This is a genomic window from Methylobrevis pamukkalensis (genome assembly GCF_001720135.1).
GTDB classification, from domain to species: Bacteria; Pseudomonadota; Alphaproteobacteria; order Rhizobiales; family Pleomorphomonadaceae; genus Methylobrevis; species Methylobrevis pamukkalensis.
This window is the reverse complement of sequence record NZ_MCRJ01000054.1, coordinates 12,372-27,698: the sequence shown is the minus strand read 5'-3', so window position 1 is coordinate 27,698 and position 15,327 is coordinate 12,372. Positions and strand designations below refer to the sequence as shown.

Annotated in this window: 11 protein-coding genes, 1 tRNA gene and 2 pseudogenes; 8 read left to right on the top strand and 6 right to left on the bottom strand. The window is 64.5% G+C overall.

The window, feature by feature from the left end:
• The 5 genes and pseudogenes from hsdR to A6302_RS10520 form a co-directional block, all read left to right on the top strand.
• Positions 1 to 2,201, top strand: a 2,201-nt coding sequence (hsdR, locus tag A6302_RS10535; RefSeq protein ID WP_069307003.1) for an EcoAI/FtnUII family type I restriction enzme subunit R, incomplete at its 5' end; no start/stop codon positions are given.
• Positions 2,202 to 2,308: 107 nt separating this feature from the next.
• Positions 2,309 to 2,437 (top strand): annotated as a pseudogene (locus A6302_RS26435) (hypothetical protein); the annotation flags it as partial.
• Positions 2,438 to 2,663: 226 nt separating this feature from the next.
• On the top strand, positions 2,664 to 3,782 hold the full coding sequence (locus A6302_RS10530; protein ID WP_245294019.1) for an HsdM family class I SAM-dependent methyltransferase: 1,119 nt from the start codon (positions 2,664 to 2,666) through the stop codon (positions 3,780 to 3,782).
• Positions 3,779 to 4,939 (top strand): restriction endonuclease subunit S domain-containing protein, encoded by a 1,161-nt coding sequence (locus tag A6302_RS10525; RefSeq protein ID WP_069307002.1) that lies wholly within the window; start codon positions 3,779 to 3,781, stop codon positions 4,937 to 4,939. The genes A6302_RS10530 and A6302_RS10525 overlap by 4 nt, the downstream gene beginning before the upstream one ends.
• Positions 4,940 to 4,941: 2 nt before the next feature.
• Positions 4,942 to 5,517: a hypothetical protein gene (locus A6302_RS10520; protein ID WP_069307001.1), complete on the top strand. Its 576-nt coding sequence runs from the start codon at positions 4,942 to 4,944 to the stop codon at positions 5,515 to 5,517.
• 121 nt (positions 5,518 to 5,638) lie between these two features.
• Here the strand turns inward: A6302_RS10520 and tcmP are convergent.
• The 6 genes and pseudogenes from tcmP to metC form a co-directional block, all read right to left on the bottom strand.
• Positions 5,639 to 6,448, bottom strand: a pseudogene (gene tcmP / locus A6302_RS26155) (three-Cys-motif partner protein TcmP); the annotation flags it as partial.
• 27 nt (positions 6,449 to 6,475) lie between these two features.
• Positions 6,476 to 7,234, bottom strand: a complete 759-nt coding sequence (locus A6302_RS10515; protein WP_069307000.1) for a DUF5131 family protein — start codon at positions 7,232 to 7,234, stop codon at positions 6,476 to 6,478.
• Between the two features lie 381 nt (positions 7,235 to 7,615).
• Positions 7,616 to 7,705 (bottom strand) — tRNA-Ser (locus A6302_RS10510).
• 309 nt (positions 7,706 to 8,014) lie between these two features.
• Positions 8,015 to 8,338: a DUF3253 domain-containing protein gene (locus A6302_RS10505; RefSeq protein WP_069306999.1), complete on the bottom strand. Its 324-nt coding sequence runs from the start codon at positions 8,336 to 8,338 to the stop codon at positions 8,015 to 8,017.
• A gap of 337 nt (positions 8,339 to 8,675) precedes the next feature.
• The gene (locus A6302_RS10500) at positions 8,676 to 9,323 is read right to left on the bottom strand and encodes a DUF599 domain-containing protein (RefSeq protein ID WP_342586256.1); all 648 of its coding nucleotides are present in this window, start codon (positions 9,321 to 9,323) and stop codon (positions 8,676 to 8,678) included.
• Positions 9,324 to 9,992: 669 nt separating this feature from the next.
• Complete coding sequence (gene metC / locus A6302_RS10495; RefSeq protein ID WP_069306998.1) at positions 9,993 to 11,174, bottom strand: cystathionine beta-lyase; 1,182 nt, start codon at positions 11,172 to 11,174, stop codon at positions 9,993 to 9,995.
• A 515-nt stretch (positions 11,175 to 11,689) separates the two neighbouring features.
• Between metC and A6302_RS10490 the strand changes: the two genes are divergently transcribed.
• The 3 genes from A6302_RS10490 (at position 11,690) to A6302_RS10480 (ending at position 15,266) form a co-directional block, all read left to right on the top strand.
• The gene (locus A6302_RS10490) at positions 11,690 to 12,709 is read left to right on the top strand and encodes an amino acid ABC transporter substrate-binding protein (RefSeq protein ID WP_069306997.1); all 1,020 of its coding nucleotides are present in this window, start codon (positions 11,690 to 11,692) and stop codon (positions 12,707 to 12,709) included.
• 213 nt (positions 12,710 to 12,922) lie between these two features.
• Positions 12,923 to 14,131 (top strand): amino acid ABC transporter permease, encoded by a 1,209-nt coding sequence (locus A6302_RS10485; protein ID WP_069306996.1) that lies wholly within the window; start codon positions 12,923 to 12,925, stop codon positions 14,129 to 14,131.
• Between the two features lie 4 nt (positions 14,132 to 14,135).
• Positions 14,136 to 15,266, top strand: coding sequence for an amino acid ABC transporter permease (locus tag A6302_RS10480; RefSeq protein WP_069306995.1), 1,131 nt, complete (start codon positions 14,136 to 14,138; stop codon positions 15,264 to 15,266).
• The last annotated feature ends 61 nt before the right edge of the window (positions 15,267 to 15,327 follow it).

Sequence of the window (15,327 nt, the reverse complement as noted above, 5' to 3'; positions counted from 1 at the left end):
ATCCGGATTTCCCGATCGCAGTTGTCGAAGCGAAATCCCGCTACAGGCACGCCGCGGACGGGCTCCAACAAGCCAAGGAATATGCCGAGATCCTTGGACTTCGGTTCGCATATTCGACCAACGGGATCGAGATTGTCGAGTTCGATTACACGACCGGCGTCGAGCGAACGATTTCGGATTTCCCGGCACCTGATGACCTCTGGGCCCGTCTCCGCCGCGCCGAGGGCATTGTCGACGACCAAGTGGCCGAACGGCTGTTGACGCCGACGTTTCCAGATCGAGCCAAACCCCTTCGATACTATCAGGAAATCGCCGTGAACCGCGCCGTTCAGGCGGCGCTTCAGGGCAGGAAGCGGGCACTGCTCACGCTGTGCACCGGAGCGGGCAAGACTGCCGTCGCTTTCCAGATCTGCTGGAAGCTCTGGTCGGCACGCTGGAATTCCAAAGGGGTCAACCGGAACCCGAAGATCCTGTTTCTCGCTGATCGCAACGTCCTGGTCGACGATCCGATGGCAAAGGATTTCAGCCCGTTTGGCGACGCCCGTCACAAGATAGCTGGCGGCGTGGCGGTCAAGAGCCGCGACATGTATTTCGCGATCTACCAGTCCATCGCGCGTGACGAGAACCGTCCCGGCCTTTATCGCGAGTATGCGCGCGATTTCTTCGATCTCATCATCATCGACGAATGCCATCGGGGTAGCGCGCGAGACGACAGCAACTGGCGGGAAATTCTCGAGTGGTTCGAGCCTGCGACCCAGATCGGGATGACAGCGACGCCGCGGCGAGAGGATAACGTCGACACCTACAACTATTTCGGCGATCCGCTTTATGAGTACAGCCTGGCGCAGGGCATCGCTGACGGCTTCCTGGCCCCGTATCGCGTCCATCGCGTCATATCGGACTACGACGCTGCCGGCTGGCGACCAACGCGGGGTGAACTTGATCGCTACGGTCGCGAGATCCCCGACGCCGAATACTCTACGCGGGACTTCGAGCGGGTCGTGGCGCTGCGGGCTCGAACTCAGGCTATTGCGAAACATCTCGCGGGCTTCATGGCCGAGACCGACCGCTTCGCGAAGACCATCGTCTTCTGCGTCGACCAAGAACACGCGCTAGAAATGCGGCAGGCGCTCGCCGCCCTGAACACCGATCTCGTAAAGGACCATCCCGACTACGTTTGCCGTGTGACGTCCGACGAAGGCGATGTGGGAAGCGCGCACAGGGCGAAGTTTCAGGATGTCGAGACCCAGACGCCGGTCATCCTCACCACGTCGCAGCTTCTCACGACCGGCGTGGACGCCCCGACCTGCAAGAACGTGGTGCTCGCGCGGGTCGTCGGCTCCATGCCGGAGTTCAAGCAGATTATCGGACGGGGCACCCGTCTCCGGCCCGACTACGGCAAGCTCGCCTTCAACATCATCGACTACACCGGAACCGCGACGCGCATGTTCGCCGATCCCGCCTTTGACGGCGATCCCGTCCGCGAGGACGAAGCGGTGATCAATGCGGACGGCGACATCGTGGAAGAGCGCGAGATCGAAGACGTGGCGCCGGATCCGGACGATTTTCCTGAAGGGCCCGATATCCCGGATGGACCGGTCGAGCTGGGGGAAGAGGGCGAGAACGGGCCCCGCAAGTTCTATGTCGACGGCGGCGAGGTCGCGATCGTCCGGCACCTCGTGTACGAACTCGATTCTGACGGGCGGCAACTCGCCTGCCGTCAGCTCACCGATTACACTGGCGACAAGGTCCGCACACTCTACCCCAATGCGTCGGAACTGCGCACGGACTGGCTCGATCCCGAACGCCGGGCGGAAATCGTCGAGCGGCTTGAGGAAAAGGGCATCGACCTCGATTCCCTGGCTGATGCAGTCGGAAAGCCGGAGGCCGACCCGTTCGATCTCCTTTGCCATCTCGCCTATAACGCGCCGCTGCGCACCCGGCGCGAGCGCGCTGACCGTCTGGTGAGGGAGCAGGACGAGTTTCTGGACCGCTTTGGGCCGGACGCCCGAGAAGTTCTGGATGCCGTGCTTGAAAAGTATGCCGAACATGGCAGTGCCCAGTTCAAGCTGCCCGACATCCTGGAGGTTCCCCCGTTCAACGAGTGGGGCAACGTCATAGAAATCGCCGCCCGCTTCGGCGGGGGCAAGGAGCTGCGCAGCGCCGTCACCGAGCTGCAGCGTCTGCTCTACACCGCTTGAATTGAAGGAGATCTACCTTGGCCAGAACCGCCCGTAAGAAGGCTGCGCCGAAGCAACTGACCACTGCCCAGCGTCTCGACAGCATCATCAAGTCCGCCCGCAAGATCATGCGGAAGGACAAGGGGCTGAATGGCGACCTTGATCGGTTGCCGATGCTCACCTGGATCATGTTCCTGAAGTTCCTCGACGACATGGAGCGGATCGAGGAGGGACGCGCGGAGCTCGCAGGCAAGGACTATCGCCCGATCATCGAGGCTCCTTATCGCTGGCGCGATTGGGCGGCGGATGCCGATGGCATCACCGGTCCCGACCTCCTGTCGTTCCTCGTTTCCGAAATGACCGAGCGCCCGGACGGCACACGCGGCCCGGGGCTCTTCACCTATCTCCGAGGCTTGCGCGGCGACAATGGGCGGCGCGAGCGGCGCGACGTGATCGCAACCGTCTTCCAGCTTCGCCAACCGAATGGAGAGCGGCTACCTGCTGCGCGACGTAGTCAACCTTATCGACGGCATCCATTTCGATTCTTCGGAAGAAGTTCACACACTCGGCCGCCTGTACGAGACGCTGCTGCGCGAGATGCGCGACGCTGCAGGGGACTCGGGCGAGTTCTACACGCCCCGGCCGGTCGTGCGGTTCATGGTCGAGGTGACCGATCCCAAGCTGGGCGAGACCATCCTCGACCCGGCATGCGGCACCGGGGGATTTCTGACCGAGGCGTTCCTGCATCTTGAGCGTCAGGCCGATACGGTCGAGAAGCGGCGCATCCTCCAAGAAGACAGCTTCTTCGGCGGCGAGGCCAAGTCGCTGCCGTTCCTGCTGTCCCAGCTCAACCTCCTGCTGCACGGCCTGCATGCCCCGCGCATCGACCCGGGCAATGCCCTTCGCTTCCGCCTGGCCGAGATCGGCGAGGATCAGCGGGTCAATGTCATCCTGACCAATCCACCATTCGGCGGCGAGGAGGAGGCAGGCATCCTCAACAACTTCCCCGAGGACCGGCGCACGGCCGAAACGGCGCTGCTGTTCTTGCAACTGATCATGCGGAGGCTGAAGCGCGCCGGGCGCGGGCGGGCCGCCGTCGTCGTTCCGCACGGCACGCTGTTCGGCGATGGCATCTCGGCGCGGATCAAGGCGGACCTGCTCGAGAAGTTCAACCTGCACACGGTGGTCCGGCTGCGTGAAGGGGTGTTCGCGCCCTACACGGACATCCCGGCAAACCTGATCTTTTTCGACACGACCGGACCGACGAAGGACATCTGGTACTACGAAATGCCGCTGCCGGAGGGCCGCAAGAAGTACTCGAAAACCGCGCCCATGGCCTATGAGGAATTTGCGGACTGCCTTGCCTGGTGGAAGAAGCGCGAGCCGAACGAGCGCGCCTGGAAGGTCTCCGCCGCTGACCTGATCCAGCGCGACGCGCAGGACCGTGTCGTCGCGTGCAACTTGGACATCAAGAACCCGCATTCCGGCGCGATCGCCGATCACCGCGCGCCGCCCGAGATCGTGGACGCGATCATCGCACAAGAACAGCGGATCCTCGGCATCATGGACGAGATCAAGGCCGTGTTGGCGGAGCGCATATGATGCCCACCACGAAAGTTCCGCTCTCAGACCTGTTGTCCTTGGTTTCTGATCCATGCCGCGTCGATCCACGCGGCACCTACCCAAACTTGGGAATCTACAGCTTTGCCCGCGGCGTCTTCGGGAAGCCACCGATCGACGGCGCCCAGACGAGCGCCAACACGCTCTACCGGGTGCGGAGAGGCCAGTTCATTTACAGTCGGCTTTTTGCGTTTGAGGGAGCGTATGCCATCGTTCCCGAGGAAATGGACGGCGTCTTCGTCTCGAACGAATATCCCACCTTCGATGTCGATCAGGACCATCTGCTGCCTCGATACCTGTACTGGTTGTTCCAACGCCGTGACGTGTGGCGGCAGGTCGCGGTCGGCGCCAAGGGAATGGGCGACCGCAGGCAGCGTGTGCACCCCGACAAGGTGCTGAGCTATCGGATCGACCTTCCGTCCCTTGGCGAGCAGCACCGTATCGTCGAAAAACTCGACCGGGTCGCGGCGCTAGTGGACGAACGCCGCAGCGCCATCGAGGTAGCCGAGCGCGAAACGCAGGCGCTGCTGCTGAAAGCCTTCCAGCGCGCCATCCACGGCGCCCCCCTGCGCCCCATGGCCGAGGTCGCGCCGCTGGTGCGAAGACCGGTCGAGATCGATCTCGACGCTGCCTATCCGGAACTCGGCGTCCGGTCATTCGGTCGGGGCACGTTCCACAAACCCGAACTGCCCGGCGTTGAGGTCGGCAACAAGAAGCTGTTCCGCATCTGCGCGGGCGACCTCGTGTTCAACATCGTCTTTGCCTGGGAAGGCGCTGTCGCCGTCGCTCAGCCAGAAGACGATGGCCGGGTCGGCTCACATCGTTTCCTGACCTGCGTTCCCGCGCCGGAAACCGCAACCGTCGAGTTCCTGCGCTTCTATTTCTCGACGCCCGAGGGATTGCAGAAGCTGGGTGAAGCATCTCCTGGCGGAGCGGGACGGAACCGGACGCTCGGATTGAAGAAGCTTGAAAGCCTGCAAGTGCCGGTCCCACCAATCGGTCGACAGCACTGGTTCGACCGCCTTCAGACGAAGGCGCACGAAGCCCGCACCATCCGCGCCAACACCGCGCAGGATGTGGAGGCCTTGATTCCGGCCATGCTGCACGAGATCTTCGACGGTGGGGCGAAGGCCGCGTGACTGTGAGCCGGGACGATCAGCCCGATCTGCTATCGGACCTTTCGGATCTGGACTTCGTCCGTCATCTGCTGGCCGACCTTCATGGCGACCTGCCAGGGAAGGTCGGCCGTTTCCGGATGCTGACAGATCTGGGCGGCCAGATGGGTCGATCCAGGACGATGATTTTCGGCGGCCATGCGGCCTATCACGCTTGGGTCGAAGCGCGTTCGTCGTTTGTGCACGGCAACTATGTGGCGACGATCCTGCTGTGTCAGGGGCTCGTGGAGCATCTGCTGGCGGCATATCTTCACGCCGGGCTTCTGGTTGATGACATTCCGGATCGCATCCAGTTCGCCGACACCCTCCGCCGCTGCCGAGAGCGCGAGGTAATCTCTGATGAAGACGTCACCGACCTCCGCCGCATGATGGCGCTGCGAAACCCGTTGTCGCACTTCCGGCATGTCGATGACTGCAGCAATCTTGATCGTCGTAGCATCGATGAGAGCAGATCGGCGGACGACCTGCTGAGCCATGACGCGATCTTTTCGATCGGTCTCGCCGTTCGGATGCTTTCAAGGCCTGCGTTCCGGCTCGGCTAGCAATCGGGGCCGCCAGCTGGTCATCGTCGAACGGACCGAGTTTTGGTGGCGTGATCCGATCACCCTTCGCCAAGATGTAGTCGGCGATCTTGTGCCCGAGGGGATGGGGCCCCGCCCACAGCATGTAATAGATCGGGACACCTCGCGTGTTCCTGACGACACTCGGTGTGGCGGCGTGGCCGAACAAGGTCTTCAGGCGGCCGACGTAGTGGTCAAGAAGCCGCTTGGCCGCATCGTCAACCTTGTGGCGGGTCGTATCCCCGAAGAGATCCGTGCGCTCTGCATAGACGAGGCTCTCCCAGTCCGCACCGCCGAAGCAGCCGTTCAGCCCCGCGCGCCAGCTTTCGGGAATGTCGCCTGAGCGTGTGATCAATCTGTTGATGGCCATTCCAAGCGGGAAATTGATGATCACCTCAAACTTCTTGGTTGACCCCAGAGCTGCGACGGTTCGCCAGTCCAGGTGGGGGCCATAAGGATCGAGGAAAGCAACACCCCTCGTGTTCCGCCCCGCAATCCGCGGGACCAGCTTCTGGATCAATTCGTTCGCGTCGCCAACCTGAACGCTGATCTTTCGAGCCGGGTACTCGGCCCTCAGGCCATCGAGAAGGGCCGCGCGCCCTGCATCTGCGTCAAAGAAATGGTATTGAGTGAAGGGGTGTTCGAGGGCGAGGGCTCGGTGCGGGGAGCCTTCGATGAACTGCTCCTCGGACCGGACGAACTCGTCATCAAGAAGCTGAAGGTCTTCGTCGTCAGCGCCGGCCCAGGCGTCGCGGATTCTTGACCGTCCCGCGCCGGCGAATGCATCGACGTAGACCAGTTCGAAGGACTGTTTCTTCAGTGCAATGGTGTAAGCGTGAAGATATGCCTCGAGGCCATCGAGCTTTTGCCGAGCCCATGGGCCAACCGTATTTTCAACATGCGATTTCTTCAATGATGGCGGTACTCCGTGCGAAATGGTTCACGCTGAAATCTGATCTAGGATCGGCTTCGGGACGATTTGCCACGGAAAGCCGTTCCATTCCTCACCATCGAGCAGACGCCCCCCCGACTTCGGACGGGCGCCACCCCACTGTTTGAAGAAGAAAGCGACGTCGTCACGTTCGCAGATGTCCCGGATCTGGCGGGCCCAGCTTTCGTCCATGGGCCGAGCCCGGGGCCCGCTCTCCCCCCCGACGATGGCCCAAGCGACGCCCTGCAGATCGACATCCCCGACCGGTCCGAGCAGCGGCTCGAACGAGATGAAGCGCGCGTCGGAATTGATCTGCTTCAGGTGCTCGATCCGGCTCGCGTGCGCGGCGTTCTCGACAGAAACGCCGAGCCAGATGTGCCGAGGGATCGGCCCTCCATCATACCGCTTCCGAACGTAGTTGCGCATGAGCGAGCTGCGCTTGGTCAGCACCTGGTAGACGTGCCAGTCCGCCTGCTCCATGGCGTCGAACACCGCGTCGATGAATGTACGGTCGATGTCCTTGTGGAAGAGGTCGCTCATCGAGTTCACGAAGATCATCCGCGGCTTTTTCCAGAGCACGGGCTGCTTCAGCCTCGACGGCCAGAGTGTCAGGTCAAAGCCCCGCTCGTAGGGGTGTCCAGGGATCCCACGCCAGCGCTCTGCGAACCGCTCGGCGTAGCAGTTATCACAACCGGGACCGACCTTGGTGCAGCCCGTCACCGGGTTCCACGTCGCGTCCGTCCATTCGATGTCTGACTTCTGGGCCAACTGCTCGCCTCACACTTTTTCACAACGGTAACACGCGGTTGACTCAGCACAAAGCACGAACAGCGGCTGGGGTGAGATTGGTCCCAGCTGCAGCCGAACCAGCGCGCAACGGGCGGCGTTCGATGTCTGTTCCATCCGCCATCCAAATGGATTTTCCAAATCGCGTGCATCACGGACTTCGAAAGATCACTTTAAAGCAATGACTTAAAGCTGTTCACCCAAAGCGCGGCGGTTAACAGGTCCGGAGAATATCGGCACGGAGAGAACGCGTGTGCGCCCTTCGGGGCGTGGGCCGGTTAACAGCCCCTCCCGCATAACCCTCGAAAACAACGGAAAAATCCGGCCGTAGCCGGATCGGGAGAACGCTTTCGCGAGGGCAAGTGGCGGAGAGAGTGGGATTCGAACCCACGGTGGGCTTGCACCCACGGCGGTTTTCAAGACCGCTGCCTTAAACCACTCGGCCATCTCTCCTGCGCCGGCGCCCGGCGGAATCGGCGGCGGGCGGGCCGCCGTTCGGGACGGCAGACCATGTCCGTTTCGGCTCCGGTTTTCAAGCCGCAGCGCGCGTGCGGATCGCGCCGCGTCCTGCCTGCCGGCGCGGGGAGGACACGTCGGCCGTCAGTCGGGCCTGTCAAGTCGGGCCTGTCCGTCGGCTCGGCCGGTTGGGCCCGGTCCGTTGGTCGGTTGGGCCCGGTCCGTTGGCCGGTTGGGCCCGGTCTGTCGGCCGGGTGGGTCAGTCCGTTGGCCGGTCGGGCCCGGTCCGGCCTTTCCGTCGGTCGGTCAGTCGTCCGTCCCCGCAACCGCATCTGCTGCAGCGTCGTCGCTGGCGGCGGCTGCGGCCTTGTGGCTGTCGCGGGGCACGTCGAGGCGGTAGACGCCGGCGAAGCCCTCCGGATCGACCGGCTTGCCCTTGCGCAGGATGACGAGGTCGCCGGCGCGGGCGAGGTGGATGGCGCGGGCGCGGATCTGGCGGGCAAGCTGGCGCCAGGCCTTCGGATCGGGGCCGGCGAGCGCACGGGCGACGTCGTCCGGACTGACGGAGCGGCCCGTGCGCGCGATCAGGTCGAAGATCATCTCGGCGATGGCCTCGTCGGAGACTGCCATGGAAGGTTCCTGTCGTTCGTGCGGCACACCCCGTGGGGCGGACCGGCGGCGGCCGGGATCGGAACCCGGCCTGTGTGGGACGCGTCTTGCCTGCTTGCCACGCGCCGCGCAAGCGGCTTTACGGGAACTCATGCCGGGAATCCGGTCCGGAGACGTCGGGCCGGAGAACTTGTCCCGCGGAACACGCTGCGTCGATCCTTCCGCCCGCCGCCCCCGTCGGACTTCATCCCCGTGTCGCGGCTGCGGAGGATGCTCGCGGGTGCCGTCCCTGCATCGAGGCCCCGTCCTGCCTGTCGCCCGTGCCACGCGCCGAGTGCCGGCCTCCGCCGTCTCGAGGTCAGAACCGCACCGTCCGGCTCGCCTTGGACAGGAACTGCCGCCGCAGCAGCACCAGCAGCACCAGCGTCGACGAGACGATCAGCGCCCAGCCGCCGAGGAACCAGCCGAGATAGCCGATCGACAGGAAGAAGGCGCGCAGGCCGCGGTTGAAATGCTGGCCGGCGAGCACGTTGATCCGTGCGGCGCGGTGGATCGCGGCCTCCATCTCCTCGGTGCCGAGCCGGTCGCGGTGGGGCAGGGCGCCGATCAGGATCGAGCAGTAGTTGAAGAGGCGATAGGCCCAGCCGAACTTGAAGAAGGCATAGGCGTAGATCAGCGTCAGGCCGATGATCTTCACCTCCCACGTTGCCCGGTCGAAGGGCAGGGGCAGCGGCAGGTCGGCGAAGATCTCGGTCACCCGGTCGGTGGCGTTCAGCAGCGCAAAGCAGCCGCCGATGGCGAGCAGGGAGGTGGAGGCGAAGAAGGCGGTGCCGTTCTGCAGGCCGGCGATGATCTGGGTGTCGATCATCCTGAGGTCGCGGGCGGCGGCGGTGCGGATCCAGACCTCGCGCTGCCGGTTCATGTTGGCCGACAGCGACACCTGCGCGAAGCGCTCGCTCTCCACCACCAGCGTGAAGAACAGCCAGATGGCGAGAAACCACAGCACCGCCGCGATGTCGGCCGGGGTGAGGGTGGAGAAGAGTTCGGTCAGGGCGCGGTCCTCGCGTGAGGGGCGGGCAACGGTCCTGCGGGCGCCGCCGTGTCTCCGTTGTCGCGCGGCGCGGGGCTGCCGGCAAGAGCAGGAGGCGGCCGGCAGCCCCGTTATTGATTGTGGCGCGATTGGGGCAAAATTCCGGTGGGAAAAATGGCGGGGGGCGGTTTGCCGGCGCGGCGGAAAGCTGCGGATTTTAATCAATTCTTTACTTTATCTCTGCAGTTTTTGCATGGCCGGTCCATGAAACGGGCCTTGCGCGGCATGCGGGAGGTGGTTACATGGGCGCGTCGTCGGTCACGATTGCGGTCGCTTCTGGGCGAAATCGCAGCGGAAGCGTTAACGAAGACCGAACGAATGGAGCAAGGGTCAACATGGACGATCATGTGCAGAAATCTTGCTGGGGCGTGACGACCTGGACGGTCGTGGCTCTGGGGAGTGTTCTGGTTCTGGCGTATCTGCTCGGCGGGTTCGAAACCGTCGCCGTCGCCGCAAGGTAAGGGCCGAAGAAACAGGCCCCGCAGCGGCTTTGAGACGATTAGGCAAGATACGAGGAATCGAAGGCGCGGTCGCGGACCGCGCCTTTTCTGTTTTCTGGCCAACGGCTTGGCGCCCATACCACCGTCATTGCACGGCGGAAAAGCGCTCCAGCCCCGCCGCCAGATCGGCGATCAGGTCGTCCGTGTCCTCAAGGCCGATGTGGAGGCGGATGAGGTGGCCCTCGTCCGTCCACGTCGTCGCGCTGCGGGTCGTGCGCGGATCGGAGACGATGGCGAGGCTCTCGAAGCCGCCCCAGGAATAGCCGAGCCCGAACAGCTCCAGCCCGTCCAGCATCGCCTTCACCGCGTCCAGCGGCGCCTTGCGCGTGACGAAGGAGAAGAGGCCGCAGGCGCCGGCAAAGTCGCGGGCCCAGATGGCATGGCCGGGATCGCCGGCAAGGCCGGGGTGAAGCACGCGCGCCACCTCCGGCCGGTCCGCCAGCCATGCGGCAACGGCGAGCGCGCTCTCCTGATGGCGCGCAAGGCGCACGCCCATGGTGCGCAGGCCGCGCAGGGCCAGATAGATGTCGTCCGGCCCGGCGCAGAGGCCGAGATTTCCATGCGTCGCCTTCAGCGCCGGCCATGCGGCGGCCGAGGCGCTGACCGTGCCCATCATCACGTCGGAATGGCCGACGAGATACTTGGTGCCGGCGGCGATCGACAGGTCGATGCCGTGCTCCAGCGGCCGGAAGAACAGCGGCGTCGCCCAGGTGTTGTCCATCAGCAGGGTCAGGCCGCGCGCCTTGGCCGCCGCCGCGATCGCCGGGATGTCGGGCATCTCGAAGGTGAGCGAGCCGGGCGCCTCCAGATAGACCGCCTTCGTCTCCGGCCGGATCAGCGCGGCGATGCCCTCGCCGACCAGCGGGTCGAAATAGCTGGTCTCGATGCCGTAGCGCTTCAGCGTCGTGTCGCAGAGGTGACGGGTCGGGTGATAGGCGGTGTCGATCATCAGCAGGTGGTCGCCCGCCGACAGGCAGGAGAGTAGCGCGGTGGACACGGCGGCAAGGCCGGACGGCACCAGCACCGTGCCGGCGGCGCCCTCCAGCTCCGTCAGCGCCGATTCGAGCCCGGCGGCTGTCGGATTGCCGCGCCGGCCGTAGACATAGCGCTGCCGGCCGGACAGCATCGTTTCCACATCCGGGAAGGTCACGGTCGAGCCGTGGTAGACGGGCGGGTTGACGAACCCATGCTGCTCGCGTGGCCAGCGCCCGGCGTGGGCAAGGCGGGTGGCGGGGCGGTGGCGCTGGGTGTCGTCGTCTCGGGTCATGATCGCGATCTCTGAAGCAGGCGGGAAACTCGGCGGACGGGCCGGGACGGACAACCCGGCCGACCCAACCGGCGCGGGGGCGGAGTGCAGGAAGCCGGCGCCGCGCGGCGTCGATCATGGTCATCGGCCGGCAGGGGCAGGCGGGTCAAGAGCGCAGGTCATCGGACGACCGGGCACGCGCGACCAAATTGGCAGCAGCATCATCGACGGATCGGTCCTGTCACGCGCCTGCCGTTCGAAGCGCCATTACAGCAAGTCCCTGACTGTAAGGGAAGAATTCAGGATTGGCGAGAAATTGGGCGATGCCATGGTCTCTCCGTGTGCAGCCTAAAGCGCGGTCAGTTTCACGGTCAATAAGGGCTTGACCCCTTGGGTGAATTGCCATGTAGTCGAGATGCGCGGGGCGTCGCATGCAGGGCGAAGCCTCGAAACGTGCCTGGACCGGGCCGGAAACGGACGGGAATACGGGCCGTGCGCCAATCAAACGAAATGCAACCTGGTACAGGGGCACATCCATGAAAAACACGTTCATCCCGGTTCTCGCCGGTGCCGTCGTCGCCATGACGGCCGTCTCCGCGGCCAACGCCGCGACCCTTGACGACGTCAAGAAGAAGGGCTTCGTCCAGTGCGGCGTGAGCACGGGTCTGGCCGGCTTCTCCAATCCCGACGACAAGGGTGAGTGGACCGGCCTCGACGTCGATTACTGCCGCGCCGTGGCGTCGGCCATCTTCGACGACCCGAAGGCGGTCAAGTTCTCGCCGCTCTCGGCCAAGGAGCGTTTCACCGCGCTGCAGTCGGGCGAGGTCGACATCCTCTCGCGCAACACCACCTGGACCATGTCGCGCGACACCCAGATGGGCCTCGCCTTCGTCGGCGTGACCTATTACGACGGCCAGGGCTTCATGATCCCGAAGTCGCTCGGCGTTTCCTCCGCCAAGGAAATCGACGGCGCCTCGGTCTGCGTCCAGACCGGCACCACCACCGAACTGAACCTGTCGGACTATTTCAAGGCCAACGGAATGACCTTCAACCCGGTCGTTCTGGAAAAGCTCGAAGAGGTCAACGCGGCTTATGATGCCGGCCGCTGCGACGTCTACACCACCGACGCCTCGGGCCTCTACGCCATCCGCCTGACCATGTCGAAGCCGGACGACCACATGGTCCTGCCGGAGATCATCTCCAAGGAGCCGCTCGGACCTGCGGTCCGCCAGGGCGACGACCAGTGGTTCGCGCTCAACAAGTGGGTCTACTTCGCGCTGCTCAACGCCGAGGAAATGGGCATCACGCAGGCGAATGTCGAAGAGATGAAGACCTCCGAGAACCCGAACATCAAGCGCCTGCTCGGCGTGGACGGCGATTTCGGCGCCTCGGTCGGCCTGTCCGCCGACTGGGCCGTGAAGGTCATCAAGGGCGTCGGCAACTACGGCGAGATCTTCGCCCGCAACGTCGGCACCGAGACGCCCCTCGGCATCGAACGCGGCCAGAACGCGCTGTGGACCGAAGGCGGCCTGCAGTACGCGCCGCCGGTCCGCTGACGGACCTCTGGATACGGCGTCCGGGCGGGCCTTGCGGCCCGTCCCGGAGGCCGGAACCTGGAACTGGGTGATGCGGGCGGGGCGCCTATGCGATCCGACCCATCCACCCGTGCATGGCCGCGGGCCGTCCAGCTTCATCGCCCTTTCCGATGGGGACCTGCGAGGTTCGCCGCCAGTCTGTCGAGGCCGCACGCCGGCCGGGGACGGTGATCCATGGCAGTTCAGAACGAGACCGGCGACCCACCCGCCAAGTCCAGGGGTGGCAGTGTTCCGTCCTTCGTCTACGACCCGGTCGTCCGGGGCTACGTCTTCCAGTTTCTTCTCGCGGCAGTTCTCGTCTGGCTTGCCTGGGACATCGCGTCCAACACCGCCGAGAATCTTCAGCGCGCCAACATCGCCTCCGGCTTCGGCTTCTTCGACGATCGCGCCGGCTTCGAGATCGCCCAGTCGCTGATCACCTATTCGAGCGATTCGAGCTACGGCGATGCCTTCATCGTCGGCCTGCTCAACACGCTGCTGATCGCGGTGCTCGGCATCATCTTTGCCACCATCATCGGCTTCCTCGTGGGCATCGCCCGCCTGGCGCCGAACTGGATGCTGCGCAAGGTCGCGACGGTCTACGTCGAGATCTTCCGCAACATCCCGGTGCTGCTGCAATTGCTGTTCTGGTACAAGGCGGTGCTCTCGGTGCTGCCGCAGCCGCGCAACGGCATCGAGATGCCGTTCGGCGCCAACCTCAGCAACCGCGGCATGATCATCCCGCGGTTCATTCCCCAGGACGGCTTCGCGATCGTCGTGATCGGCTTTGCCATCGCGGTCGTCGCGGCCATCGTCATCGCACGCTGGGCGCATGCCCGGCAGATGGCGACCGGCCAGCAGTTCAAGACCATGCGGGTCGTGCTCGCCCTGATCATCGGCGTTCCGGTCCTGCTCTATCTCGTCACCGGCATGCCGCTCGAGGTCGAGTATCCGGTCCTGACCGGCTTCAACTTCAGGGGGGGCATCGCGCTCAAGCCCGAGTTCATCGCGCTGCTGCTCGGCCTGTCGATCTACACGGCGGCCTTCATCGCCGAGATCGTCCGTGCCGGCATCAAGGCCGTGAGCTGGGGCCAGTCCGAGGCGGCCTATGCGCTCGGCATCCGCCCGAGCCTCACCACCCGGCTCGTCGTCATCCCGCAGGCGATGCGGGTGATCATCCCGCCGCTCACCAGCCAGTTCCTGAACCTGACGAAGAACTCGTCGCTGGCGGTCGCCATCGGCTATCCGGATCTCGTGTCCGTGTTCTCCGGCACGGTGCTGAACCAGACCGGGCAGGCCGTCGAGGTGATCATCATCACCATGGCGGTCTACCTGACGCTCAGTCTGTCGACCGCCGCCTTCATGAACTGGTTCAACAGCCGCATGCGCCTGGTGGAGAGATGATCCGATGACCACGCAATCGATCTCCTACGTCAGCACGGCCGAAATCCCGTCGTCGCCGCCCCCGGGCAATGCAAAGGGGTTCCCCGCCTGGGCGCGGCAGAACCTGTTCGCCACGCCGCTCAACTCCCTCACCACCATCCTGATCGGCCTGTTCCTCGCCTGGGCGCTGCCGCCGATCCTGAACTTCCTGATCTTCGACGCGGTCTGGTTCGGCGACAGCCGCGAAGCCTGCATCGTCGAGGGGGCGGGGGCCTGCTGGGCCTTCGTCAACGCCAAGTTCGGGCAGTTCATCTACGGCCGCTATCCGCTCGACGAGCGCTGGCGGGTCGATCTGGTGTTCATCCTGTTCGTCATCGGCCTCGTGCCGATCGCGATCCCGAAGGTGCCCTACAAGGGCTGGAACGCGCTCTATCTGCTGCTGGTCTTCCCGATCCTCGCCTTCATCCTGCTCTGCGGCGGCTTCTTCGGTCTCGAAGCGGTTGAGACGTCGCTGTGGGGCGGCCTGCTGGTCACGCTGGTGGTGGCCGTCACGGGCATCGCCGCCTCGCTGCCGCTCGGCGTGCTGCTCGCTCTCGGGCGACAGTCGAAGATGCCGGTCATCAAGATGGCCTCGGTGATCTTCATCGAGTTCTGGCGCGGCGTACCGCTGATCACCGTGCTGTTCATGTCGAGCGTGATGCTGCCGCTGTTCCTGCCGCCCGGCACGAACTTCGACAAGCTGCTGCGCGCGCTGGTCGGCGTCGCCCTGTTCTCCTCCGCCTACATGGCCGAGGTGATCCGCGGCGGCCTGCAGGCGATCCCGAAGGGGCAATATGAGGGCGCGGCGGCGATGGGCCTCGGCTACTGGCCGTCGATGTATCTCATCATCCTGCCGCAGGCGCTCAAGATCGTCATCCCGGGCATCGTCAACAGCTTCATCGCACTGTTCAAGGACACCAGCCTGGTGCTGATCATCGGCATCTTCGACCTGCTCGGCATCGTGCAGCTCAACTTCACCGACCCGAACTGGGCGAGCCCCGTGACGCCGGCGACCGGCTACATCTTCACCGCCGCCGTCTTCTGGGTCTTCTGCTTCGGCATGTCGCGCTACTCGCTCTTCGTGGAGCGCCGGCTCGACACCGGTCACAAGCGATAACGATCAAGAACATCTATCCGGCAGGGAAAACGCAACCCATGAGCACCATGCCTTCCTCCGG